The sequence below is a fragment of the Enterobacter sp. Sphag1F genome (assembly GCF_014193275.1).
GTDB lineage: Bacteria > Pseudomonadota > Gammaproteobacteria > Enterobacterales > Enterobacteriaceae > Pantoea > Pantoea symbiotica.
The window spans coordinates 289053-313282 of the sequence record NZ_JACHZD010000002.1; the positions used below are offsets into that span (position 1 = coordinate 289053).

21 protein-coding genes are annotated in these 24230 nt (G+C 55.8%); 11 read left to right on the top strand and 10 right to left on the bottom strand.

All coding sequences use genetic code 11. The annotated features are described in order from the left end of the window. Window positions 1-77 precede the first annotated feature (77 nt). Entirely contained in the window at window positions 78-2342 is a 2265-nt protein-coding gene (gene katE, locus FHW71_RS06820; protein ID WP_179451185.1) for a catalase HPII, read from the bottom strand. Window positions 2343-2593: 251 nt separating this feature from the next. On the opposite strand from katE, the gene FHW71_RS06825 reads away from it, so the two are divergent. Together FHW71_RS06825 and FHW71_RS06830 are read left to right on the top strand one after the other, a co-directional pair. Further along, window positions 2594-2986 carry a NirD/YgiW/YdeI family stress tolerance protein gene (locus FHW71_RS06825; RefSeq protein ID WP_008102808.1) on the top strand — a complete coding sequence of 131 codons (393 nt, stop codon included), beginning with the start codon at window positions 2594-2596 and terminating at the stop codon, window positions 2984-2986. Window positions 2987-3176: 190 nt separating this feature from the next. After that, window positions 3177-3791 (top strand): response regulator, encoded by a 615-nt coding sequence (locus tag FHW71_RS06830; RefSeq protein WP_179451187.1) that lies wholly within the window; start codon window positions 3177-3179, stop codon window positions 3789-3791. A gap of 67 nt (window positions 3792-3858) precedes the next feature. Here the strand turns inward: FHW71_RS06830 and FHW71_RS06835 are convergent, their stop codons facing one another. The 5 genes from FHW71_RS06835 to FHW71_RS06855 are packed head-to-tail and all read right to left on the bottom strand — an operon-like array spanning window position 3859 to window position 11097. Then, complete coding sequence (locus tag FHW71_RS06835; protein WP_179451189.1) at window positions 3859-9420, bottom strand: ATP-binding sensor histidine kinase; 5562 nt, start codon at window positions 9418-9420, stop codon at window positions 3859-3861. Beyond that, window positions 9417-9803 (bottom strand): response regulator, encoded by a 387-nt coding sequence (locus tag FHW71_RS06840; protein ID WP_179451191.1) that lies wholly within the window; start codon window positions 9801-9803, stop codon window positions 9417-9419. The genes FHW71_RS06835 and FHW71_RS06840 overlap by 4 nt, the downstream gene beginning before the upstream one ends. Window positions 9804-9844: 41 nt before the next feature. Then, complete coding sequence (locus FHW71_RS06845; RefSeq protein ID WP_008102799.1) at window positions 9845-10096, bottom strand: XapX domain-containing protein; 252 nt, start codon at window positions 10094-10096, stop codon at window positions 9845-9847. Window positions 10097-10098: 2 nt separating this feature from the next. Next, window positions 10099-10350, bottom strand: coding sequence for a DUF1427 family protein (locus FHW71_RS06850; protein WP_061716761.1), 252 nt, complete (start codon window positions 10348-10350; stop codon window positions 10099-10101). A gap of 54 nt (window positions 10351-10404) precedes the next feature. Continuing rightward, a complete protein-coding gene (locus tag FHW71_RS06855) occupies window positions 10405-11097 on the bottom strand; it encodes a hydrolase (RefSeq protein WP_008102794.1) in 693 nt (230 codons plus the stop codon). Between the two features lie 196 nt (window positions 11098-11293). Between FHW71_RS06855 and FHW71_RS06860 the strand changes: the two genes are divergently transcribed. From FHW71_RS06860 to FHW71_RS06875, 4 genes are read left to right on the top strand one after another with little or no spacing between them, the layout of a single operon-like run. Further along, a complete protein-coding gene (locus FHW71_RS06860; protein WP_179451193.1) occupies window positions 11294-13171 on the top strand; it encodes an amidohydrolase in 1878 nt (625 codons plus the stop codon). Window positions 13172-13173: 2 nt separating this feature from the next. Then, window positions 13174-13593 (top strand): DoxX family protein, encoded by a 420-nt coding sequence (locus FHW71_RS06865; RefSeq protein WP_179451195.1) that lies wholly within the window; start codon window positions 13174-13176, stop codon window positions 13591-13593. Next, window positions 13580-15205 carry an MFS transporter gene (locus FHW71_RS06870; protein ID WP_179451196.1) on the top strand — a complete coding sequence of 542 codons (1626 nt, stop codon included), beginning with the start codon at window positions 13580-13582 and terminating at the stop codon, window positions 15203-15205. Before FHW71_RS06865 ends, FHW71_RS06870 begins: the two co-directional genes overlap by 14 nt. Window positions 15206-15241: 36 nt before the next feature. Further along, the gene (locus FHW71_RS06875; protein ID WP_179451197.1) at window positions 15242-16063 is read left to right on the top strand and encodes an alpha/beta hydrolase; all 822 of its coding nucleotides are present in this window, start codon (window positions 15242-15244) and stop codon (window positions 16061-16063) included. A 358-nt stretch (window positions 16064-16421) separates the two neighbouring features. Here FHW71_RS06875 and FHW71_RS06880 read toward each other — a convergent pair whose 3' ends face one another. Continuing rightward, on the bottom strand, window positions 16422-16925 hold the full coding sequence (locus tag FHW71_RS06880; protein ID WP_154181497.1) for a GNAT family N-acetyltransferase: 504 nt from the start codon (window positions 16923-16925) through the stop codon (window positions 16422-16424). A 95-nt stretch (window positions 16926-17020) separates the two neighbouring features. On the opposite strand from FHW71_RS06880, the gene FHW71_RS06885 reads away from it, so the two are divergent. Next, window positions 17021-17947, top strand: coding sequence for a LysR family transcriptional regulator (locus tag FHW71_RS06885; RefSeq protein WP_179451198.1), 927 nt, complete (start codon window positions 17021-17023; stop codon window positions 17945-17947). Window positions 17948-17961: 14 nt separating this feature from the next. Here the strand turns inward: FHW71_RS06885 and FHW71_RS06890 are convergent, their stop codons facing one another. Continuing rightward, the gene (locus FHW71_RS06890) at window positions 17962-19020 is read right to left on the bottom strand and encodes a nitronate monooxygenase (protein ID WP_179451199.1); all 1059 of its coding nucleotides are present in this window, start codon (window positions 19018-19020) and stop codon (window positions 17962-17964) included. An 18-nt stretch (window positions 19021-19038) separates the two neighbouring features. After that, the gene (locus tag FHW71_RS06895; RefSeq protein WP_154194764.1) at window positions 19039-19542 is read right to left on the bottom strand and encodes an ATP-binding protein; all 504 of its coding nucleotides are present in this window, start codon (window positions 19540-19542) and stop codon (window positions 19039-19041) included. Window positions 19543-19648: 106 nt separating this feature from the next. Here FHW71_RS06895 and FHW71_RS06900 point away from each other — a divergent pair, with 106 nt between their 5' ends. From FHW71_RS06900 to dcuR, 4 genes are all read left to right on the top strand, one after another. Further along, on the top strand, window positions 19649-20203 hold the full coding sequence (locus FHW71_RS06900; protein ID WP_179451200.1) for a flavin reductase family protein: 555 nt from the start codon (window positions 19649-19651) through the stop codon (window positions 20201-20203). A 63-nt stretch (window positions 20204-20266) separates the two neighbouring features. Further along, window positions 20267-20803: a peptide-methionine (S)-S-oxide reductase MsrA gene (msrA, locus tag FHW71_RS06905; protein ID WP_179451201.1), complete on the top strand. Its 537-nt coding sequence runs from the start codon at window positions 20267-20269 to the stop codon at window positions 20801-20803. Window positions 20804-20911: 108 nt separating this feature from the next. Further along, on the top strand, window positions 20912-22537 hold the full coding sequence (locus tag FHW71_RS06910; RefSeq protein ID WP_179451202.1) for a sensor histidine kinase: 1626 nt from the start codon (window positions 20912-20914) through the stop codon (window positions 22535-22537). After that, window positions 22534-23253: a two-component system response regulator DcuR gene (gene dcuR, locus FHW71_RS06915; RefSeq protein ID WP_008102769.1), complete on the top strand. Its 720-nt coding sequence runs from the start codon at window positions 22534-22536 to the stop codon at window positions 23251-23253. Before FHW71_RS06910 ends, dcuR begins: the two co-directional genes overlap by 4 nt. Here the strand turns inward: dcuR and FHW71_RS06920 are convergent. Beyond that, window positions 23247-24206, bottom strand: a complete 960-nt coding sequence (locus FHW71_RS06920) for an FAD:protein FMN transferase (RefSeq protein ID WP_179451204.1) — start codon at window positions 24204-24206, stop codon at window positions 23247-23249. The genes dcuR and FHW71_RS06920 overlap by 7 nt on opposite strands. Between the last annotated feature and the right edge of the window lie 24 nt (window positions 24207-24230).

Below are 24230 nucleotides of genomic sequence, written 5' to 3' on the forward strand. Positions count from 1 at the left end.
CCAGCCCGCACAGTGCGGGCTTTTTTTATTTTAGATGCAGGGAAAACGGACGGAGCAGAAAGCGCCGCCCTGAAGTTTTATGCTGCGACAGTCAGCGCTTTTTTACTGCGCGACCAGACGCGATGAGATGCCATCAACGCGAGGAAATCCGCCATAAAGCTGCCTTCGGCTTTCACCGCTTCCACCAGCCCTTCTTCGGTTTCATTATCCTGCACGTTGAACTGCGCTTTGAACCGGCGCGCATCACCGCTCAGACCAATGGCTTTCAGATGCTTGTACGCTTCCAGCAGGAAATAGCGCGCATCGCCGCTCAGCAGCAACGCATCAATATTGCCATCCGGTACAATCACCGCATCAAAAGTCAGCGAAGGAAGACCGGTAAAGGTGGCATCAACCGGCAGCACCGATCCGTCATCAGCCAGCACTTGCCCCATATGCGCCGCCAGGATTTTGGCATGCACGCCCTGCGCTTTTAGCGCCTGCAGAACCGCCAGCACGTCGGCAGCTTTCACGCCATCACTCAACAGTAATGCGACCTGACGGCCTTTAATATCGCCGCTCGGTTGTGCGTACAGGCTGAGACTTTCGTCCTTTTGTAGTCCATTGACATCCTTCGGCGGCGCGGTTTTCAGCTGCTCATCACTCAGCTTCAGACCGAGATTTTTCGCCACGGCCTGCGCCAGCGTGACATCAATCTGCAACAGATGATCGACCACGCGTTCGCGGATATAAGGACGCGCCACCTTACTGAGCTCAAACGAATAAGCGCCAATAATGTGCTGCTGCTCTTCCGCCGTCTGGCTCAGCCAAAACAGCCGTGGCTGTGAGTAATATTCGCCAAACGATGGGCTGCGCTCGCGCACCTTGCTGCCTTCAATGCGTTCCTGATAACTCTCAAATCCGCCCTGTTTCGCCGCTGGCGGCACTTCACGCGGCCAGTTGTTGTTGATGGAGTTCGGTTCGTAGTTGGCCGGATTGGTATCGATTTCAGTACGATGCATGCCCTGACGCTGGAAGTTGTGGTACGGGCAAACCGGACGATTGATCGGAATCTCGTGGAAGTTCGGCCCACCCAAGCGGCTGATTTGCGTATCGGTGTAGGAGAACAAGCGGCCCTGCAGCAGCGGATCGTTGCTGAAATCCAGCCCCGGCACGATGTGGCCCGGATGGAACGCCACCTGTTCGGTTTCGGCGAAGAAGTTGTCCGGATTACGGTTGAGCACCATTTTGCCGACCAGCTCAACCGGCACCAGCTCTTCCGGAATCAGTTTGGTGGCATCGAGTATGTCGAAATCGAACTTGAACTCATCCTCTTCCGGGATCAGCTGCAGACCCAGCTCATATTCCGGGAAATCGCCGGCTTCAATCGCTTCCCACAGATCGCGGCGATGGAAGTCAGGATCGCGGCCGGTCAGCTTCTGCGCTTCATCCCACAGCAGCGATGCTTTGCCTGCCACCGGTTTCCAGTGGAAACGCACAAAGGTAGATTTACCCTCGGCGTTAATCAGGCGGAAAGTATGGATACCGAAACCTTCCATGGTGCGATAGCTGCGCGGAATACCGCGATCCGACATCGCCCAGATGACGTTATGTAGCGTTTCCGGTTGCAGCGACACATAATCCCAGAAGGTGTCATGCGCGCTCTGCCCTTGCGGGATTTCGTTGTGCGGCTCGGGTTTCACCGCATGCACAAAGTCCGGGAATTTATGCGCATCCTGAATGAAAAACACCGGCGTGTTGTTGCCGACTAAATCAAATACGCCCTCATCGGTATAGAACTTGGTGGCGAATCCACGGATATCGCGCACGGTATCGGCCGATCCTGCGCCACCTTGCACGGTGGAAAAACGCACGAAGACGGGTGTGATTTTTTCGGCATCGCTGAGGAAGCCCGCTTTGGTCAGTTTTTCCAGCGAGCGATAAGGTTGGAAATAGCCGTGCGCCGCCGAACCGCGCGCATGCACGATACGTTCAGGAATGCGTTCATGGTCAAAATGCGTGATTTTCTCGCGCATGATGAAGTCTTCAAGCAGCGTGGGGCCGCGTGAACCGGCGCGCAGTGAGTTCTGATCGTTGGCGATGCGCGTGCCCTGATTGGTGGTCAGGTCGGCGTTTTCACCATTTTTACGGTACTCATCGAGCTGCTCAAGCTTGTCGTTTTGCGTTGCGGGCGCTTTAAGGCTACCTGGCGCGGTGGGCTGTTTGCCCGGCGGTGTAGGTTCGGCGACAGGTTTATGTCCACCATCATGCGGCGCTAAGTCACCTAAACCCGGCTCCGAGGTTTCTGGCCCTTTATGCGGCGCGGTATGGGTTAAATTCTGTTCTTTTTTATCTTTCGACATTTCACATGCTCCTCCAGTTAAGACCCTATTAACTGTAGAGCAAAAAAGCATTTAAATTTCCGCTTCGCTTATAAATGATGTTTAAAGAGATTAATGAGCTTGATTTAAAGCGAGGTTATTTTAAGCGAAACGTTTAATTAATTTTTTATTAATGAGATTAATCCTGATAAATAGCGCTGCGTTTGTCGTGCAGCCACGCTTATTTGTGCCAGACTTAACACCGTGTGAGCAGGAAAATCCATGGAGAGCGTATGAAACAGTTTGTTTTAGCTTCGGTAATCATGATGTTCAGCGTCGGCGTAAGCGCAGCGGAAGGCGGCTATAAATCAGGCGAAACAGCACCGCCGCAGCAGAATCAGGATGCCGGTTATAAAGGTTCGGAAGATACCGCGCAAACACCGATTTCACGTATTCGTGATTTCCGTCAGGGCGGCTATGTCACGCTCGAAGGCCATATTATTGAAAAGCTGAAAGGTGATAGCTATAAATTCCGTGATGATACCGGCACGATTATCATTAATGCTGAGCAACCCGCATTCAAAGAGAAAACCTATTCAGCGAGTGATAAAGTTCGCGTCAGCGGAAAAGTGTATGGGCGTGGCGATCAAACCACCTTAAAGGTATCGCGTATTGAAGAACCTTAAGGTTACGCAGTTATTACCTTAAGAATGGCGGGTGAGTGCATGGCTTTTCATCCTCACCCTTTTTAGACCGAATAGCGCAGCAGATAATCACTGTCACATATAAGTTTTTCGCCATTCCTAAGAGACTATTTTGCGGGTATATTAGCTCGCATGTAGTGAATAGAACTCGTAAGAGTCTGAATGAGTTTTTATGGATAGAACGATTTATATTGTTGATGATGACGCCGCTGTCATCAACGCGCTGCAAAATCTTCTGAGCTCAGAAGGCTACCTGATCTCGACCTTTACTTCCCCCGCTGAATTTTTAAATCAGCCGCACTACCGTACTCCGAGCTGTTTAATTGTCGATATGAATATGCCCGGCCTCGACGGCTTTGATGTCTCGCAGAATCTCACCGCGCGCGGCTATACCCTTCCCACTATTTTCCTCACCGGCTTTGGCACCATTCCCCTAACGGTCCGCGCCATGAAGGCGGGCGCCTTTGAGTTTCTCACTAAACCGGTGATGCCGGATGAGCTGATGCAAGTGGTATCCGCTGCCATGGCGCTGGCCGAAAAAAGCGCGGCACTCTCACAGGAAAAAATTGTCCTCACCGCGCGTTATCACTCTTTAACGCCACGCGAAATGGAATTAATGCAGTTAGTTATTCGCGGTTTATTAAATAAGCAGATTGCCGCTGAAATGGGCATCAGTGAAATTACGGCAAAAGTGCATAAGCGCCGCGTGATGGAAAAAATGGCGGTGCGTTCGGTTTCAGAATTAGTCAGAGCCGCAGAGAAACTCCATTTATTGCAAGATGAATAACGTCAGGCTTTATAACGATAACTGTACAACAATCCTCCCGCGAAATAGTGCGGGAGGATACGATAAACTATTTCTCCGCATTCAACGGCAGGGTAAAGCTAAATACGCTGCCACCCTGCGGGCGATTTTCCGCGCTCAACACACCACCATGACGTTTGATGATTTCGTTACTGATGGTCAGGCCCATTCCCATCCCTTCTGCTTTGGTGGTATAGAAAGAGTCGAAGATCTTGCCGATAACCTCTGCCGATAAGCCGGTACCGTTGTCGGCAACCTCAATACGAATAAGATTAGCGTCAGGATTAGAAGATGAGAGCCGCAAGATACGCGCGCCAGTATTATCGGCCATCGCCTCAATGGCATTAATCACCAGATTCAACAACACCTGCTGAATCTGTACGCGCTCGCAAAAAACCTCATCCCATTGCGCTTTGATATCCAGTTCCAGCGCCACAAAACGGCGCTCAAGTTCCAGACGCGACAAGGTTAAAATATCGCGCGCCAGCAGATGCAGCCTGGCGGCGCCATACTCCGCGACATTATTGCGCGTCAGTGACTGCAGGCCGCGAATAATTTCGCCGGCGCGCCGCCCTTCGTTAATGATCTCCTCAATGCTTTCGCTGGCTTTGTCGAGCTGAGCCGGTTCGCGCTTCAACCAACGCAGGCTGGCACCGGCATTGGCCACAATCGACATCAGTGGTTGATTGATTTCATGGGCGATCGATGAGGTCAGCTGTCCTACCGTGGTAGCGCGCGCCACGCGCGCCAGCTCTGCCTGCGCAATCCTGGCGGCATCCTCAGACTGACGCTGCGCGGTGATATCCGTCAGCGTGCCGAAATATTCGGCGACCTCCGGCCAGTTCTCCACCGGCTCACCGATGCCTTTGATGTAACGGCATTCACCATCATCACGGATGATGCGGAATTCAGCCTGCATGCTCACGCCATTGGCCACGCTGGATTCAATCAGCGCTTTCAGGCACTGAATATCGTCTGGATGTACCCGCCGCTGAAACTCCGCCATCGAGGTACTCAACTGCCCGGCGGGCAACCCCATGATGCGTTTATATTCATCCGATATCAGCTGAATATCCGGCCCCAGATGCCAGTGCCAGGTGCCGGTATTACTGATCTTTTCACCCAGCATCAGGGATGTCTGGCTGGCGCGCAGCTGTTTTTCAATTTTCCGCCGCTGGATGTTCTCTTCCACCAGCTCGGCATACAGCCGCGCCGTTTCCAGGGAGACTGCGGCCTGCGCGCCCAACATCGAGACAATGCGCGAGTGCTCAGCGGTGAAAACGTCCGGCATCAGCCGGTTTTCCAGGTAGAGTACGCCCACCATTTGCGCCTGGCGGAACATCGGTACGCACATCACCGCCGCGCCGGAGGCGACCAGATAGTTATCCTGGCTAAACGGACTGAAAACTTCCGGTCTGCCGGTACGGATTTCTTGTCCGGTGCGGATCACCGCCGAGAGAATCGACAGCGGCAGATCGGTCGCCACCGGCAGTTCATTGACGATCTTCACTCGGACGCCTTCCACCGTGGAGGAGGCGCGGGCCTGAATTTCCGGCACATTGCCGTCGATGAGACGGATCAAAATACAGTGCTGCGCCCCAGCGCGCTCAACCAGCATCATCATCAAAATATGGATCAGCCGATCAAGATTGATCTCTTCGGTTAACGCACGCATCGCCGTCACCATGCTTTGCAGGTCGCTGATCACCGCGCTCTGCTCAAAGGTCACGGTATTTAACGCGGTCTGCAACGGTTGCGCCGCCAGATGCGGATAGTGCATTTCAAGCTGGCGCACCTTGGCACCCGCGCCCCAGCGATCCCAGGCGGCAAGGGCGCCTTTGATATATCCTTCGGCGGCGAACGCCATGCCGCGCGCATTGGCGCAGCGCGCCGCCAGTTCGCAGGCCAGACCGTTGATAGGATGGAACTGACCTTTGCGCGACAGCTCGATGGCTTTTTCAAACTGCTCCAGCGCCGCACCGCTGTTATCCTCCAGCCTGAGCAGTTCAGCGCGCAGCAGCGCTTCCTTGTCGGCAAAGGTGCCTGGGTTCTCCGCTGACCAGGTGATGATTCTTTCAAGATGGCGCTGCAGTTGCTGCCGCTGCGTGGCATCAAGCTCATTCGGTTGCAGCGGTATGCTGAGCGAAAGCGCGCTATACAGATGAAAATCCAGCATATGCACATGGCCGGGAATCACGTCAGTGAGCGGCGCGGCATCAATGAACTGGCGATGGGCGGCGGCATACTCTCCGGCAAAGAAATGCGCCATGCCTTTGTACAGCCGCGCCCAGAACTGCATCAAAAACAGCGGTTCAATGGCGTGTTCCGGTTGCACCACGTTTAACGCAGGTGCACTGAAATCATCGCCGGACAATGTCTCACCGACGGGTTTACGCAGGAACATCACGTAATCCAGCTGCATGCCGAGAATCACTTCCACATCGCGGTATTGCGCTTTGCGCACATATACCATGCCGCGCATGATCGAGGTATGCACCCCATCAAGATGGTCACCGCGCGCCAGGCAGTTCATGGTGAGGTGACGCAGCGCCAGACACGCCGAGGTGCGATCGCCAATATCGACCGCCACATCAAAGGTCGCTTTTGCGCACTCAATGGCATAACTGAGCGGCATGGTCCAGACGCTCACCTGATCCAGCGGCATCAGCGTACGCGCTTTATAGCTGACGAAATCGTGCTTATACACCAGCTCGCGGGCCAGCAGCGCGCTGGCAAAACCACGGCTATATTCGTCGAACTGATCGCCACACACCACGCCGTACCAAGCAAGCGCCAGCGTGGAGGCACCGCTGATGCCCTTCTCCATTGTCAGGTGCAGAAGTTTGCACAGGATAATGAACTGCAAGCGTGGGCTGATAAAGGCGGCGAAGGTGCTGGCGCTGGCCATCAGGTTCATCACGGCTTCGGTTTTATGGCAGGTCACTCGCGGCAGGGAACGGAAACGCGTGTAGGGATTTTTGCCGACATCCTTTTTCAGCAATTGCCGGGCGGCATCGCATTCGGCTTTATCCGGATAGCGGTTTAGATGAATGCCAAACACCGCCAGCCAGGCCAGCGCGGTTTCCAGCGCCAGCTGACTGTCGGACTGACGCATATGGATTTCCGCTATCAGCGTCGCGGCCTCGGCTTTATCGGTGACCGCGCCGGGCGTAGCGAGAATCTCAGAGCTCAACGCCAGCGCGCCCGATAAGTTGCCGCTTAGAAACTCACACTCTGCTTGCTCAAACAAAATTACGCCGCCCTCCTCCGCGCCTGATTCTGCGTTGAGCGCGCGGGCGGTGTGTAAGAAGCGCAGCGCGGAAGAGTAATCGCCCATGATTTTCGCGCGTCGGGTGGCGTTGAGTAACAGCAGACCGAAGGCAGCAGCTTCAGGCGTTAAAAGTGCGCGGTTTTGCAGCGTGATGGTGTGATGCGCGGCACTGAACAGCAGCGCATGCGCATTATCCTCGCGCGCGGCCTGCATGTAATAGCGGGCGGCGGCAAAGTGAAAATCATCTTTTGCTGCCGACGACAGCAACTTCAGCGCGGCCTCATGCATGCTGTCATGCATAAAGGCGTAGCTGTGATCGGTCAGCGAGATCAACCGCGCCTCGGCCGCAGGTCGCAACGTGACATGAATCGCGCTAACCGCCGTCTGCAGAATGCCGGCCAATACCGGCAGATCGCCGCTGCTGCCGATGCAGGCCAATCGGCCCAGCAGCTGGCGCACCGGCAGCGCGAGCAACTGCAGCTGTTGCAGCACGCTGGCTGCAACGTTCGCGGTGTAATGGCTGTTTCTCAGCGCGTGCGGATTGTAGGTCCATTTATGGGATGCGATGTGCGTGATGTGATGATCGCGCACCGCCTGGCGGTAAAACTCACGCGTGGCGAGCGGATTCCCGGCAGTTTTTTCATGAATAATCTGCGCCAGCTCTGCGGTCTCTGCACTGCGCGTGTGAAAAATGCCGGCCAGCCAGCTGGCGATATTTTTCACCGACAGCGGATCGGGCGTCACATCCACAATGCGCGTGGCGGCTGCACGAATCCGATCAAGGCTGGCGACCACCGTCGGACAGGGCAACGAGGCGTGATCGCGGTGAGAAATCACCAGCAACAAGGGAATATCGTCGCTGGAACGCAGTAGATTCTGCAACAGCTGCAAAGTCGCCTGATCGGCCCAGTGCACGTCATCAATCAACAGGATCAGCGGCCGCCCCGGCACCGTAAAAGCTTTCACCAGGCTGCAGGCCACCAGATTCAGGCGATTGCGCGCATCCAGCGAGCGCGCATCCGCTTGCACGCTGGCTTTGTGGTTGAGCAAGATGCCCAGCTCAGGCACCAGATTGACCGCCAGCCCGACATAATGCCCCAGCTGACGCGTGATGTGTGTTTTCCAGCGCGCCATCTCTACGGCGGGCAACCCGAGCAGATGCAGCGTCAGCGATCGAAACGCTGAGGTAAAGACCGCATAGGGCAAAATGGGCGAGTGCTGATCGGCTTTGGTCACCGTCAGCAGCGCATTTTTTTCCCGCAGGATTTTAAGCGCCGAGGCAATCAGCGACGATTTTCCGGAGCCGGGCGCGCCGCTAATCGCCACCATGCAGTGTTTGCCGCTGCTGCTCACCTCATCAAACGCCGCCAGCATCTCACTGGCCTGAGCATGGTCGCTATACAGCACATCAGAGGATAGCGTCGAGGTCGGCACATCCTGTAAGCCCAGCGCAAAGGATTCGACCAGACCATCAGGCATTAAGTTGGATTCGCAGCGTCGCAGATCGGCCAGCACGCCCTCGACGGTTTGATAACGCTGTTCCGGCGATTTGGTCAGCAGTCGTAAAATGAGGGACGAGAGCACCAGCGGCACATCTTTGCGCAGCCGGTGCGGCGGCAGCGCTTCGGAGGCAATGTGATGATGCACCCATTCGGCCGCGCCCCCTTCGGCGCTGCCGTAGGGAAGCCTGCCAGTGAGCAATTCGTAGAGCACAATGCCAAGGCTGTAGAGATCGCTGACCCGGCTAACCGCGTGCGCGGTGCGCGAAGTATGTTCCGGCGACATGTAGGCCAGCGTTCCGCCGGTCACCGCGGCGCGCAGCGGCTGCTGTGAGTCCGCTTCCATAAACGCCAGGCCAAAGCCGCCCAGTACCACGTCGCCCTGGTCGGTGAAGAAGAAATTGGCCGGTTTGATGTCGCCGTGCACCAAACCTTGCTGATGCAGCTTGCTGAGCGCATTGCACAGCAGGACGGCGCAGCTGATGAACTTCTGGATTTTCCCGGTAGGCAGGCGCAGATAATCCGCCAGCGTTTGGTAGCGGAAAGCGGGATAAATCAGCGCGTAGCGCCCTTGATATAAGGTGTGGCGCAGCGGTTTTAGCGCCCAGCTCTCGGCTAATAAGGTGCGCAGCGCATACTCATTTTTCAGCAGTTGCGTCACCGGAAACACCGCCTCTTCGGCCGCCGCCGTAGCCAGCACAAAGCACTCACCGGAAATCAGGTGGCGGCATTCGATCCACTCAACTTGTCCTTCCTGCGCCAGCGGGGTGAAAACGATGTCATCCGCCAGCACCAGCGCCGCGTCATCCGCGATATTTAATGAGAGGAAAAGCGTGCTCATTGGCGCGCCGCCTGGGAGGAAAACGCCAGGCGGATATGTTCAAACAGCAGGTCGATATCAATGGGCTTTCGCATAAAGGTTATCGCGCCTAGATTGATGGCATACCAGAGCATATTCTCATCGCCGTTGCCGGAGATGATGATACCGGGTGGGTTCTCAAGACGCTCTACCAGCGCACGAAACAACTCAAAGCCCGACATGCCGTTGAGTTCAACATCAATAATAAACAGCGCAGCGTCGTGCAGCGCCGTCTCGTCCGCCAATAGCGCTTCAGCCGACTCAAATGCCTGCGTTGCGTATCCTTCCGACTGAAGCAGATTGCATAAACCACTGCGAACAGATCGTTCATCATCAACAACGACAATGCGCTGCGACAGCTGCATGCTGTGTTCCTTAATTATTATTCACTGCCTGCGGCGCGTCCTCAGGAGGTTTTGTCACTGGGCGGCGGCGTGCCGCTGATTTTAGGCACGCACTCATGACGAAACCAGGCCAGCGTTACCGGTTGACGGTTAATCAGGCGCTTGCACAGCGGGATAATCTGTTCGCCGACCAGCATACCAAACAGGCCAAGTAGCGCAATCACTGGCGGCGCCGGGGAATTGACGTCGATAACGGCATAAATGATGCCGACTAAAATGCCGACGGAGAGCGAAATCGCATAGGTTTTCAGCATGTTCATCCCGCCTGTTTTGGCGTGAGCGTGGCGGAGTGTGACGGCTTCTCAGCGGCAATCGCGTGTTGCGTTTTATCAACTGGCGCAGCGGCGGCCATGGGATGCGTCAATTTTCCGCCCAGCGAGCTGCCCACGATCATGCCCAGCAATCCCACCAGCGCCACGGCGGGCGGTGCCGGCGATCGCACGTTGAGTAAGGCGTAAATCAGGCCGATAAACACGCCCGCAGCCAGAGAAATGAGTAAAGGACTCATCGGTCCTCCTTGCAAAAGAAAGGCGAGCCCGATAGCGCTCGCCTGCGTGACGATTTAGCGAACGGGTGCAGGAACCGGCGCCAGCGTGCGATGCTCGCTCTTCTGACGCGACGGCGCTTTGTGCACCATGGTGTATGCGTAATCCACGCCGATGCCGTAAGCGCCGGAGTGCTCTTTGGCGATATCCATCACCGCGTTGTAGGTCTCTTTGTGCGCCCAGTCGCGCTGCCACTCCAGCATCACCTGCTGCCAGGTCATCGGGATCACGCCCGCCTGAATCATGCGCTGCATGGCATAGTCGTGGGCTTCTTTGGTGGTGCCGCCTGAAGCATCAGCCACCATATAGATTTCATAATCGCCTTCCAGCATGGCGCACAGCGCGAAAGTGTTGTTACACACTTCGGTCCACAGGCCAGAAACCACAATTTTCTTTTTACCGTTGGCCGCCAGGGCGTCACGCACTTTCTGGTCATCCCACGAGTTCATTGAGGTACGCTCGAGAATGTCCTGGCCTGGGAACACATCCAGCAGCTCCGGGAAGGTGTTACCTGAGAAGCTCTCGGTCTCAACCGTGGTCAACACGGTAGGAATGTTGAAGACCTTCGCCGCTTTCGCCAGCGCCACCACGTTATTTTTCAATACCTGACGGTCGATGGACTGCACGCCAAAGGCCATTTGTGGCTGCTGGTCGATGAAGATGATCTGGCAGTTGTGCGGCGTCAGTACTTCTAATTTACTGGTTGTCATTTTTGTATGCCCATTGAGGTGAATGTCTGGACGCAGTGTAGGAACCTTTAGGCACACGAACTATTATCTAAAGGTATAACTATACGAAGGTATACCTATCCTTTTGTATAACTAGACGCTTTCCAGACCTCCTGAACATAATCCCTCCACGCATTTCACCTGCGCAATTGGCAGGACATCTCATTCAGGAGGTTTTATGGTTACGTTAGGTAAAGCAGATATCATTTTGACTAATGGGCGGTTTCATACCGTCGATCGCGGCAACCCAATTGCCGAGGCCGTGGCGATGCGCGATGGCAAATTTCTCGAAGTGGGCAGTCTGGCCGACGTGATGCAGCATCACTGCGAAGGCACCAAAGTAATTGACCTCAAAGGTCATACCGCCATTCCCGGCCTGAATGATTCCCACCTGCACCTGATCCGTGGCGGCCTCAATTACAATCTCGAATTGCGCTGGGAAGGCGTGCCCTCCATCGCCGATGCGCTACGCATGCTGCGAGAACAGGCGCTGCGCACGCCATCGCCACAGTGGGTGCGCGTGGTGGGCGGCTGGACCGAGTTTCAATTTGCCGAGCGTCGCATGCCGACGCTGGATGAGATCAATGAAGCCGCGCCCGATACGCCGGTTTTCATCCTGCATCTGTATGACCGCGCCCTGCTCAACCGCGCCGCGTTGAAAGTGGTGGGCTATACCAAAGACACGCCCAATCCGCCGGGCGGTGAGATCCAACGTGACAGCAATGGCAACCCAACCGGCATGCTGATTGCGCGCCCGAACGCCATGATCCTTTACGCCACGCTGGCGAAAGGGCCAAAACTGCCGCTGGAGCAGCAGGTCAATTCCACCCGCCAGTTTATGCGCGAGTTGAACCGCCTCGGCCTGACCAGCGCGATTGATGCGGGTGGCGGTTTCCAGAACTATCCCGAAGATTACGAAGTCATTGCCGAGCTGCATGAGAAGAAGCAGATGACGCTGCGAATCGCCTACAACCTGTTTACCCAGCGTCCGGGCCACGAGCTGGAAGATTTCGAAAAGTGGACCGATATGCTGACGCCGGGCCAGGGCAGCGACTATTTCCGTCACAACGGTGCCGGTGAGATGCTGGTGTTCTCTGCCGCCGATTTTGAAGATTTCCTCGAACCGCGTCCGGATCTGGCGCCAGGTATGGAAGATGAGCTGGAGCGCGTAGTGCGCCATCTGGTGGAGCATCGCTGGCCGTTCCGCCTGCATGCCACATACGATGAATCGATCAGCCGCATGCTGGATGTGTTTGAGAAAGTGAACCGTGACATTCCGTTCAACGGGCTGCACTGGTTCTTCGATCACGCCGAAACCGTGACGCAGCGAAACCTTGATCGTATCAAAGAGCTGGGCGGCGGCATTGCCGTACAGCACCGCATGGCCTTCCAGGGCGAATACTTTGCTGAGCGATATGGCATTGAGGCGACACGCCATACGCCGCCGGTGGCGCGCATGCTGGAGACCGGCGTGCCGGTGGGTTTGGGAACCGATGCGACACGCGTGGCGAGTTACAACCCGTGGACCGCGCTTTACTGGCTGGTATCGGGACGCACCGTGGGCGGCATGCAGATGTACGACGTCAACGCACGCCTCGACCGTGATACGGCGCTGATGCTGTGGACGCAGGGCAGCGCCTGGTTCTCCAGCGAGCAAGGCAAGAAAGGCCAGATTAAAACCGGTCAGCTGGCCGACATGGTGGTGCTGAGCAAAGATTACTTCAGCGTGCCTGAGGAGGAGATCAAAGGCATTGAGTCGGTGCTGACCCTGGTCGATGGGAACATCGTCTATGCTGCAGGCGCCTTCAGTTCCGAAGCGCCGCCCTCAATTCCGGTGCTGCCGGAATGGTCGCCGGTGGTCAAGGTTCCCGGCCACTATCGCAGTGCGCCGCCCACCGCCACCACGCGCGTTGGCATGATGCCGCAAGCGCATCACTGTAGCGGCCCGTGCGGCGTACATACGCACTCCCACGAGATTGCGCGCGGCGCCAACCTGCCGGTTTCAGAAGAGAACGCCTTCTGGGGCGCGCTCGGCTGCAGCTGCTTCGCTTTCTAACCATGAAACATTCACTCTCTCAGCCGCCTCGCATTGATGCGGGGCTGTTCTTCCTGCGCCTCACCGGCTGCCTGCTGTTGCTGCACGTGCACGGCTTGCCGAAGGTGTTCCATTTCAGCGAAGAACTGACGCGTATCGAGGATCCGTTTGGCCTTGGTGCTTACCTCAGCCTGCTGGCGGCGATCGTGGCTGAAGTGGTCTGCCCGCTGTTTATCCTGCTCGGTGTCTTTACCCGCCTCGCCTGTTTGCCGATTATCGGCGTGCTGCTGGTGGCGATGCTGTTTGTCCATCCCGACTGGAGCATAGCGGAAGGCCAGTTTGGCTGGCTGCTGCTGATCATCTTCACCACGCTGGCGCTGACCGGCCCCGGTCGCTGGCGTGTGTTTGGCGGAGTTGCGGAGGTGGCACGTGGCGCAGGTTAACGACATTCATGACATTCCAAAGGCGGATCTCCCGCCCGCTCCGCAGACGATTTCACCGTGGCAGCCGCTGCGCCAACGCGTGTTCCGCATGTTGTGGATCGCTACCGTAGTCTCCAATGTCGGTTCATGGATGAACGACGTCGGCGTTAACTGGACCATGCTGACGCTGAGCGCCGATCCGCTCTCGGTGGCGCTGGTGCAGGCCGCCAGCAGCTTACCGATGTTCCTGTTTGCGCTGCCGTCCGGCGTGATGGCGGATATCGTTGACCGGCGTAAATACCTGCTGTTCTCACAAATCTGGGTATTTATTGCCGCTGCGAGCCTGACACTGCTGTCGTGGGCGGGGCTGGTGACGCCAATGGTGCTACTGATCGCCGCCTTCCTGTTGAGTACCGGCGCCGCCATGAGTTCTCCGCCCTTCCAGGCCATCGTGCCCGATTTGGTCAGTAAGGAGGAACTGGGTCCGGCGATTGCGCTCAACTCACTTGGCATCAACATCAGTCGCGCGATTGGCCCGGCGCTCGGCGGCCTGATTCTGTCGTTTGCCGGTCCGTGGATGGTGTTTCTGCTGAATACGCTCTCGGTACTCGGCGTGTTTCTGGTGCTGTATCTCTGGAAAGCGCAGCCCAGCGTGCAGCGTTTACCGCCAGAACACTTCTTCCCGGCAGTGCGCGCTGGCGTGCGCTATGTGCACGCCGCGCCGGTACTGCGCAATGTGCTGGTACGCACAGTCGCCTTCTTTGTCTTTGGCAGCGCCGGTTGGGCGTTGCTACCGCTGGTGGCACGGCGCGAGTTGGGCCTCGGGCCAGGCGGCTACGGCATTATGCTGGGTTGCATCGGCGTAGGCGCGATTTGCGGTGCGCTGCTGTTGCCGCGTATGCGTAAACGCTTCAATCCCGATCAGCTGATGGTGCTGGCGAGCGTGATATTTGCCATCACTATGTTGGCGCTGGCGTTTATTCGTCACGTCTGGTTGCTGAATGCGTTCGAATTCTTTACCGGCTTTGCGTGGATCGCCGTGCTTTCCACCCTCAATCTTGGCGCGCAACGTAGCGCCGCAAAATGGGTGAAAGCCCGTGCGCTGGCAGTCTATCTGACTGTGTTTTTTGGCTCAATGACGTTAGGCAGCGCTATCTGGGGACAGCTGGCATCAAAATTCAGCATCCCCTTCTCCTTAACGGTCGCCACCGTCGGCATGCTGCTGGCGAGTTTGACGGTGCTGCGCTGGCGGCTGGATCAGGATCCGGATTTGAACCTCGACCTCAGCACAGTTAGCGATCCCTTGCCCGAGTTGGAGATTCGTCACGATCGTGGGCCGGTGATGGTCAGCTATCATTATCAGATCAACCGCAGTGAGGCACATGCCTTTGCGGTGTGCATGCAGGATATGCGTCGCGTCAGACGGCGTGGCGGCGCGCTGAACTGGTCGCTTTATGAAGAGATGCTGCAGCCCGGCATTTTTGTCGAGACGTTTGTCGTCGGCTCATGGATGGAGCATCTGCGTCAGCGCGAGCGTTACACCATGAACGATCAAAAGATTCAGAACCGCGTGCTGGGATTCCATCAAAGCACAGCACTTCCCGAAGTTCGTTACCTCGTGGCGCCTGAATAAGGCGCTCTCATCTCTCGACATCAATAAGGCTGGAACATGAGCACATTCAACACTCAGGATGGTACGCAGATCTATTTCAAAGATTGGGGTACCGGCAAGCCGGTGCTGTTCAGTCACGGCTGGCCGCTCGACGGCGATATGTGGGATAGCCAGCTGAATTTTCTGGCGGAGAAAGGCTATCGCGTTATCGCTTTTGATCGCCGGGGCTTTGGGCGTTCCGATCAACCGTGGGAAGGCTACAACTACGACACCTTCGCATCGGATATTAACGACCTGATTACTCATCTGGATCTGCAAAACGTTACGCTGGTGGGTTTCTCAATGGGTGGCGGCGATGTGGCGCGCTACATCAACAATTACGGCACAGCGCGGGTTGATAGCTTAGTGCTGCTGGGCGCGGTGACACCGATCTTCGGCAAGGCCGATGATTATCCGGCGGGCGTCGATTTGTCGGTGTTTGAAGGCATTCGTCAGGGTTTACGTAAAGATCGCGCGCAGTTTATCAGTGATTTTGCCACACCGTTCTACGGCATTAACGCCGGTCAAACGGTTTCACAAGGCGCGCTGACGCAGACATTGAATATTGCGCTGCTGGCCTCGCTGAAAGGCACCATTGAATGCGTTACCGCCTTCTCCGAGACCGATTTCCGCCCTGATATGGCGAAAATCGACGTGCCTACACTGGTGATTCACGGCAGCAACGACCAGATCGTGCCGTTCGAAACCACCGGAAAAGTCGCCGCCGAAATGATCGCGGGTGCGCAGCTGAAAGTGTATGACAACGCACCGCACGGCTTTGCAGTGACGCATACCGATCAGCTCAACGCGGATCTGCTGACGTTCCTGCAATCGCTGTAACTACGTAGGGTCGCCATTTATGGTGACCAATGCTTGTCATTGAAACCAACGGCGAGTGCGTGTTATTGAAAAGGGCACATTTTACAGAGGCGCTGGCGCGTCTGCTGCGGCAAAAGGGCTATCCGCAGCGCTGAGGCTTTTACGTTGGGCCAGGAGCCTCGCGCATGGATGCGTGAGGCAGTTCGGGGCCGGCCTGGACGGCCGATCCCCGAACGGTCCGTTGGCACGACGTGGAAGCCGAAGGCACCGCGTTAGCGGCGCGAGGACGGCCCGTGACGCAGCAGATGTGTCAACGCCCGCACCGGATTTAAAACTTACAGTGACCAGGTGCGCATGAATGCGCACCCTACGAAATTAATTACAGCCCTAATACTGATTGCGGCGCGGCGGCGGCGAATTTCTCTAATGCTGCCCCGTCGAGTCGATAACGTACCCACTCATTTAACGGCAGCGCATCGATGCTGAGATAGAACTCTCTGGCGGACTGATCCCAATCTAATGCACTCCACTCAATACGATTGCACTGGTGATTGACCGCGTGCTGCGCGACATACTGCAGCAGCGCTTTGCCTGCGCCCAGACCACGAAAATTGGGCGAGAAGTACAAATCCTCCATATACATCCCGCGACGCCCAAGCCACGCCGAGTAGCTACGCGTAATCACCGCATAACCGGCAGTTGAACCATCAATCTCGCACATCAGCGCTTCGCTATTACTGTCGGGATTAAATAGCATCGATCTGATCTCTTCTGCAGTCGTCACTGAGTGCTGCAATCCATGCTCATAAACCGACAACTCGGCAATCATGCCGTAGATGGCGTCTGCGTCTTCAGGATTAGCTGGCCGAATAGTCATCTTCATGCATTATTTTCTTTCTTAATCAGATTGATGCTGCTCAGCATAATGGGTATTGTTCGATGAAATAAGTGCAATAAAATCAATGATAGGTGAATTTCATGCATCATGTTCTGCGTCGACTGGACTTGAATCTTCTCCCCGTTTTCGACGCAGTTTTCAGGCACGGTTCGGTCAGGCTGGCGGCAATTGAACTCAATCTGAGTACCTCCGCGCTTAGCCACGCGTTGTCCCGATTACGTGATTTTTTTAAAGATCCGCTGTTTTATCGCGAAGGCCACAAAATGTGTCCCAGCGTCTACGCCTGCCAATTAGCACCCTATATTGCCGAAACGCTAACAGGATTAAATCGGCATCTCAGCCCGCTGCAGCCTTTTGATCCCCTGACCAGCGATGACTGTTTTCGAATTGCGGTAACGGATTACACCGCTTTTTGCGTGTTTCCGGGTCTGATGAATGCGCTGACCAATACGGCTCCCAAACTGAGTTTTGAACTCTGCCATTTGCCGCACAATCCGGCGCTGATTGAATTACTCGCCGGTGAAATCGATATGGCGCTGAGTTTTAGCGAGCCGGACGGCATGCATCATCCAGACCTGGAAGAGACCGATTTATTCAGTGATGAGTTTATTGTGATTGCCAATGCGCGACGTAGCAGCCTGAATCTTGAAGACTATCTTGCCGCCGGGCATTTGGTGGTTACGCCGTGGAATGAAAAGCAGGGATTGCTGGATTCCCATCTTGCGCGCATGGGTCTTAAGCGCCGCATTGCCATTAGAACGCCATCCATGTTGAGCGCACCCTTTATTATCGCGGAAAGTGAATTGCTGATGGCGATCCCGTCCTTCGTCGCCAGTAAAATCAAACAAGCCGCCGATGTAAACTTGTTCAAACTGCCGTTTCCCGCGCCAAGGTTCACCGTGAAAATCTATTCACACAAACGCAGCGGTAAACGGGAACCCACTGAATGGATTAAAACCATGATGGCTAACAGCATTATGGAGAAAACCTACCGCTTTGATGATTAATGGGGCGGCGAACATTACGCCGCTTGCCACTCCTTCACCAGCGTTTTGACCAATTCAGCAGCAGGCATTTCCCGCGCCAGCGCCGCGCCCTGTCCGGCCCACTGCGCGCCAAAGCCGTGCACGCCTTTGGCAGCCGCTGCGGCGGCGAGGGCTTTGCCTAACGCATAGGTGAGTGGATAAGGTGGAATGGATTCCTGCGCGAATTCGCGCGCCAGGTGGCAGAAATCGTTGGTGAGACATCTTGCCGAGCGGCCAGAGATGGCGGCGATCATTTCGGTGCTATTGGCCTGCTCGCTTTTCAGCGCCTGACGATACGCCGTATTAGCAGCGGATTCCGGGCACAAGATAAACGCGGTGCCCAACTGAACGCCCGCCGCGCCCAGCTTGAGCATGGCGGCAATGCCCGCGCCGTCCATCACGCCACCGGCGGCAATTACCGGCAGGCGTGAAATCTTGCCAATCGCTTGTACCAGCGTAAAGGTGCTGAGCTGCTGATCGTCGCCTGCAGGCTGGAATATCCCGCGATGCCCGCCCGCCTCAATGCCCTGCGCCACAATAAAATCGATGTCGGCGGCTTCAATCGCCTGGGCTTCGCTGATACTGGTAGCACTCGCTAACGTGATAATGCCGCGACTTTTCAAACGCTGCACGAAAGCGGCGGACGGCAAACCAAAGTGGAAACTCACTGCGGCCGGCGCGGTCTCCAGCAACACCTCCAGCATCGCGTCGTTATCGACAAACGTTTGGTAAATCTCAGACAGCGCATCCGGCGGTGTCGCTTCATAGCGAGCAAACACCGGCTGAAAGCGGGCGATCCACGCCTGTTCTAGCTGTGGATTGCGCTGCACCGGCGCGTGACAAAAGACGTTGACGTTGATCGGTGCGGCAGTCAGCGCGCGCGTTTTGCGGATCATGATTTCCGCCTGCTGCGGCGTTGAGGCACCCACGCTGATCGATCCCAGCGCGCCGCTGTTACTCACCGCCGCCGCCAGTTCCGGCGTGGAGACGCCCGCCATCGGCGCCTGAATGATCGGATAAGTGAGGTTCAGCTTCTGGCACAGCGGATAATTCATTTTTGCCTCCCTGCTTAATTAACGGTGATTCACCACGTTAAACCCTTCATCGCTGTGTGGCGCGACGAAGTAGCTGCTGATCAACGCAAACTGCGCATCGGTGGCGGCGAAGTCGTGCTGGCCGGATGCATTGCGCGCGTGCAGCCGCGATTTGCACAGTTCATCGGACACATCGAGGAAATGCAGTTGATGTTCAGCCTCGGCGCTGTTGATCACCGCCTTCATCCACTGGCGTTGAGCCACGGTGTTGGCGGGGAAATCCAGCACTACCGACACGCCGCACTGCAACAGCGAAATCAGATGCGGCGTCATCGCGTTACGCAGCTTACCGGCACAGCGCACGTAATCCGCCACATCCTGCATCTCTTCAGCAAACAGATGCGCCAGCCAGGCATCTTCGCTAATGATCACCGCACCGGTTTGCTGCGCCAGCTGATGAGCCAGCGTCGATTTTCCCGCCGCAATTTTACCGCACAGCAGATGCAACACAGGACGAGATGTGGACGCGCACGCAGATTCCATAAAACAGCTCCAGATAAGATGACGCATTAACATGCCGTGAAATGCCAGCCCAGTAAAGGGTGGCAGCTACACTTAGAACATCTGTACCTACAACAGGAGAATCCCGATGCATAAAATCGACTTTCCGGTGAGTAAAGCGCGCAAATATCTGGAGCCGGGTCCGGTGGTGCTGCTGAGTTCACAGTTTGAGGATCACCGCGACATCATGACGCTCGGCTGGCACACCATTCTGGAGTTCTCGCCGTCGCTGGTTGGCTGCATGATTGCCGGCGGCAATTACAGCCATGAACTGATTCGCCAGAGCGGCCAGTGCGTGATTAACGTGCCGTCGGCCAATCTGGTGGATAACGTGGTAGCGATCGGCAACAGCCACGGCGATCGCCTTGATAAGTTTGATGCCTTTAACCTGACGCCCGAACCGGCCAGCGTAGTCAATGCGCCGTTAATCGATGAGTGCTTTGCCAGCTTCGAGTGCCAGCTGTATGACGATTCGATGGTGGATAACTACAACTTGTTTATCTTTGAGATCGTCAAAGCGCATGTGGCAGAAACGCCGGAGTTCCTCCCGACGCTGCACTACACCGGCGAAGGACGCTTTAGCGTGATGAGCAATTTGCGGCTCGACAAGCGCAGCGACTTTAAGCCAGAAATGTTAATTTAACTGCTTGAATTGATATGGGCTTGCCCCCACTTTTAACCTTTCGCCCTGACAGGAGTAAATATAATGGCAACCGAATATGCGGTGATCGCTGGTGGCTGTTTCTGGTGTACTGAAGCAGTATTTAAAGATGTGATTGGCGTCGAGTCAGTCGAAAGTGGTTATACTGGCGGCGCACGTCCGAACCCAACCTACGAGCAGGTGTGCAGCGGTGCGACCGGCCATGTCGAAGCGATTCGCATCGGTTTCGATCCGGCGCAGGTGAAATATGGCGATCTGCTGGATATCAGCTTCGCCACCCATGATCCGACCACGCTGAACCGCCAGGGCAACGATGTGGGCACGCAATATCGTTCGGCGATTTTCCCGGCCAATCCTGAGCAAGAAGCCGAAGCCATTGCCGCGATTGCGCGTGCGCAGGAAGGCCTGAGCGATCCGGTGGTCACCACCATCGAGCCGCTGAAAGAGTGGTATGCGGCGGAAGGTTATCATCAGGATTATTGGGAAGGCGCAGGTCAGCGCAACGGCTACTGCATGGCGGTGATCCCACCGAAACTGCAGAAGCTGCGTAAGAGTTTTGCCAATCGGGTTAAATCGAGTTAATTCCCGCGTGAGTTCAGAGGGTCGCCATGAATGGCGACCCTACGTGATACGCGACCTTCTGCAGTTTATCCGTCATAATACACGCCCTCTTCTCCTCCGAGAGCGATCATGTCTTCTTCACAGCAAGGAATCGCGGCGCGCAAGCAGCCAATGAAGCTCAATACGCTGGTCACTCTGATGCTCAGCGCGGTGATTGTGCTGGTGCTGCTCAGCGTGCATATGTTCTATTTCTTCCAGATTGGCGCCGCGACCCGCGCGCAGTTGGAAGATAAAGCCATGGCGGTGGCGCGTACGCTGGCCAAATTTCCTGAGATTCAGCGCGCGCTGATATTGCCGCCAAATGCCACCAGCATCCAACCCATTGCTAAAGCCGTGCAGGAGAGCAATAACCTGCTGTTTGTGGTGGTGACCAATATGGATACCATCCGCTATTCGCACCTTAATCCTGAACTCATCGGTCAGCACTTTATTGGTACGGATATTGAGCCCGCGATACGCGGCCATGAAAATGTCTCCGTCAATCAAGGTGTACTGGGCCGGGCAATGCGCGTCTATACGCCGGTCTATAATGCGCAGCATAAGCAGATTGGTGTCGTGGTGGTGGGCATTTCACTCAGCGCCGTTACCGATCAGATTAACCAAAGCCGCTGGAGCATCTTGTGGACTATCCTGATTGGCACCTTTGCGGGCGCCATCGGCACTTTTGTGCTGGTACGCGTGCTGAAGCGCATCCTGTTTGGTCTTGAACCCTACGAAATTTCTACCCTGTTTGAACAGCGCCAGGCAATTCTCAACTCGCTGAAAGAGGGCGTGGTGGCGATGGACGATCAGGCGCAGATGACGCTGGTCAATCAGGCGGCGCGTTCATTGCTGAACGATTCGATGGGTACCATCAGTGGCGATCGCATCTACGATGCCTCGGTGATCAACGATCATCTGCAGGATGTGCTGCACAGCGGGCGCGCGCGGCGTGATGAAGAGTTAAATGTGAACGGCCGCGTGTTACTGAGTAATACCGTGCCGGTGCGCAGCCAGGGACGGATTATCGGCGCGGTCTGCACCTTCAGGGATAAGACGGAAATCAGTCAACTGATGCAGCGCTTGACGGGCATGGTAAACTACGTCGATGCGCTTCGTGAGCGCTCGCACGAATTTATGAACAAGCTGCATGTAATCCTCGGCCTGCTGCATATGAAAAACTACACGCAGGTGGAAAGCTACATTCTCAAAACCGCCAATAATTACCAAACGGAGATCGGTTTCCTGCTCGATAAAATTAAGTCGCCGGTGATTGCCGGTTTCTTGCTGAGCAAAATCAATCGCGCATCGGATTGCGGCCATCGCCTGACCATCAGCGATGCCAGCTTCCTGCCCGACAGCGGCAATGAGCAGCAGATGGCGGCGCTGATTACGGTGATCGGCAATCTGATTGAGAACGCGCTGGATGCAATGAGCGAGCAGGTAGAAGGCGAGATTCACGTAATGCTGCACTATCAAAACGGTTGGCTGACCTGCGAAGTGAGTGATGATGGTCCGGGCATTGAAGCCGATCACCTCAGTACCATTTTCGAAAAAGGCTTCTCCACCAAAGGTGAAAACCGTGGTGTCGGGCTGTTTCTGCTGCAGCAGCAAACCGAAAATATCGGTGGCAGCGTGAGTGTCGAGTCAGAACCCGGCGTATTTACCCAATTTTTAGTCCAACTTCCCTGGGATGGAGGAAACCAATCCGCATGATCAATGTGTTAGTGGTCGATGATGACGCCATGGTCGCCGAGCTTAATCGCGCGTATATCGGCCAAATTCAGGGCTTTCACTGTTGTGGCACCGCCTCAACCTTGAAGCAGGCGAAAGAGATCCTGTTCAACAGCGATACCGCGGTCGATCTGGTGCTGCTGGATATCTATATGCAGCAGGAGAATGGCCTCGATCTGTTGCCGGAGCTGCGCACGGCGCAGAGCGCGGTGGAAGTGATCATCATTTCGTCTGCCGCCGATGCGGAGAATATCAAAACCTCGCTGCACTACGGCGTGGTGGATTACCTGATCAAACCGTTCCAGTTCCCGCGTTTTGAAGAGGCGCTGACCGGCTGGCGGCAGAAGAAGTCGCTGATGGACAATCAGCATTACTATCAGCAAGCGGATGTGGATCTGCTGATCCACGGCAGTCCGGCGACGCAGCACGATAACAAACGCCTGCCAAAAGGCTTAACGCCGCAAACGCTGCGCACGCTGTGTCAGTGGATTGATGCGCATCCGGGACACGAATTCTCCACCGACGAACTGGCGGCTGAAGTGAACATCTCGCGCGTATCCTGCCGTAAGTATCTGATTTGGCTGGCGCAGATTAATATTCTGTTCACCAGTATTCACTACGGCGCGACCGGTCGTCCGGTGTACCGCTATCGTCTGCAGCCGGAATACCATTCGCTGCTGCAGCAATATTGTCAGTAACGCAGCTGCCAGTCGAAATCGAGCTGCTGGAAGTGGAAATGATGCGGCGAGGAGCAGATGATCTGCCGATCGCGCGTAACGAAAACCGCGTCGATGTCGGGCTGGTCAGCGAGATAAGCCAGCCCTTGCTCCACGCCCATGCCGTAGAGCAGCGTGGTGTAGATATCGCCATCAATTGAGCGATCGGAAATCACCGTCACGCTCAGCAGTTCGTTATCAAGTGGATAGCCGGTTTGCGGATCAAAAATATGGTGCCAGCAGCGGCCATCCAGTTCGAAGTAGCGCTCATAAATCCCCGACGTCACCACCGATTTACCCTGCACCTGCAGCACGCCTAACAGCTCATCATCGCGACCAAACGGCTTTTTCAGGCCAATGCCCCAACCTTGCGGTTCGTGCGGCGGCGAGCCCAGCGTTTGCACATTGCCCCCCAGATTGATCAGCGCCTGCTGCACGCCCTGCTGACGCAAAAACGCCTGCACACGATCGGCGATGTAGCCTTTGGCGATGGCACCGAGATCGATCTCCATGCCCGGCTGTTGCAAAAACACCGAGTGTTCGGCGGGATTGAGCAGCACCTGATGCGGATCGGTCAGTTTCAGCAGTGAAGCGATCTCCAGCGCAGGCGGTACGGCGCGACCCTGAAAGCCAATTTTCCAGCGTTTTACCACCGGGCCGATAGTGAAATTAAAGGCGCTCTCCGGCAGCAAACTCACTGCGTGCGCTACGCTCATCAAGGCGAATACCGCTTCGCTGACGATCACCGGATGGCGGCCTGCGGCGTGGTTGATCGACATCACTTCGGATTCAGCGCGATTAACGGTGAACAGGTTTTCTTGCTGTTTGATCAGTTGAAATACGTGGCGGGCAAGCGTGGGATTGTCATCGAACAATTTGAGCAGAATGGGTGAACCCATCAGAACGGCAGAGTAAGAAAAAACGCCAGCGGTCATTGCATACCTCTAAATAAAACGATG

Excerpts from the sequence above, each read along its gene's own strand:
- katE (WP_179451185.1), bottom strand. The coding sequence starts at position 2,342 with ATGTCGAAAGATAAAAAAGAACAGAATTTAACCCATACCGCGCCGCAT.
- FHW71_RS06825 (WP_008102808.1), top strand. The coding sequence starts at position 2,594 with ATGAAACAGTTTGTTTTAGCTTCGGTAATCATGATGTTCAGCGTCGGC.
- FHW71_RS06830 (WP_179451187.1), top strand. The coding sequence starts at position 3,177 with ATGGATAGAACGATTTATATTGTTGATGATGACGCCGCTGTCATCAAC.
- FHW71_RS06835 (WP_179451189.1), bottom strand. The coding sequence starts at position 9,420 with ATGAGCACGCTTTTCCTCTCATTAAATATCGCGGATGACGCGGCGCTG.
- FHW71_RS06840 (WP_179451191.1), bottom strand. The coding sequence starts at position 9,803 with ATGCAGCTGTCGCAGCGCATTGTCGTTGTTGATGATGAACGATCTGTT.
- FHW71_RS06845 (WP_008102799.1), bottom strand. The coding sequence starts at position 10,096 with ATGCTGAAAACCTATGCGATTTCGCTCTCCGTCGGCATTTTAGTCGGC.
- FHW71_RS06850 (WP_061716761.1), bottom strand. The coding sequence starts at position 10,350 with ATGAGTCCTTTACTCATTTCTCTGGCTGCGGGCGTGTTTATCGGCCTG.
- FHW71_RS06855 (WP_008102794.1), bottom strand. The coding sequence starts at position 11,097 with ATGACAACCAGTAAATTAGAAGTACTGACGCCGCACAACTGCCAGATC.
- FHW71_RS06860 (WP_179451193.1), top strand. The coding sequence starts at position 11,294 with ATGGTTACGTTAGGTAAAGCAGATATCATTTTGACTAATGGGCGGTTT.
- FHW71_RS06865 (WP_179451195.1), top strand. The coding sequence starts at position 13,174 with ATGAAACATTCACTCTCTCAGCCGCCTCGCATTGATGCGGGGCTGTTC.
- FHW71_RS06875 (WP_179451197.1), top strand. The coding sequence starts at position 15,242 with ATGAGCACATTCAACACTCAGGATGGTACGCAGATCTATTTCAAAGAT.
- FHW71_RS06880 (WP_154181497.1), bottom strand. The coding sequence starts at position 16,925 with ATGAAGATGACTATTCGGCCAGCTAATCCTGAAGACGCAGACGCCATC.
- FHW71_RS06885 (WP_179451198.1), top strand. The coding sequence starts at position 17,021 with ATGCATCATGTTCTGCGTCGACTGGACTTGAATCTTCTCCCCGTTTTC.
- FHW71_RS06890 (WP_179451199.1), bottom strand. The coding sequence starts at position 19,020 with ATGAATTATCCGCTGTGCCAGAAGCTGAACCTCACTTATCCGATCATT.
- FHW71_RS06895 (WP_154194764.1), bottom strand. The coding sequence starts at position 19,542 with ATGGAATCTGCGTGCGCGTCCACATCTCGTCCTGTGTTGCATCTGCTG.
- FHW71_RS06900 (WP_179451200.1), top strand. The coding sequence starts at position 19,649 with ATGCATAAAATCGACTTTCCGGTGAGTAAAGCGCGCAAATATCTGGAG.
- msrA (WP_179451201.1), top strand. The coding sequence starts at position 20,267 with ATGGCAACCGAATATGCGGTGATCGCTGGTGGCTGTTTCTGGTGTACT.
- FHW71_RS06910 (WP_179451202.1), top strand. The coding sequence starts at position 20,912 with ATGTCTTCTTCACAGCAAGGAATCGCGGCGCGCAAGCAGCCAATGAAG.
- dcuR (WP_008102769.1), top strand. The coding sequence starts at position 22,534 with ATGATCAATGTGTTAGTGGTCGATGATGACGCCATGGTCGCCGAGCTT.
- FHW71_RS06920 (WP_179451204.1), bottom strand. The coding sequence starts at position 24,206 with ATGACCGCTGGCGTTTTTTCTTACTCTGCCGTTCTGATGGGTTCACCC.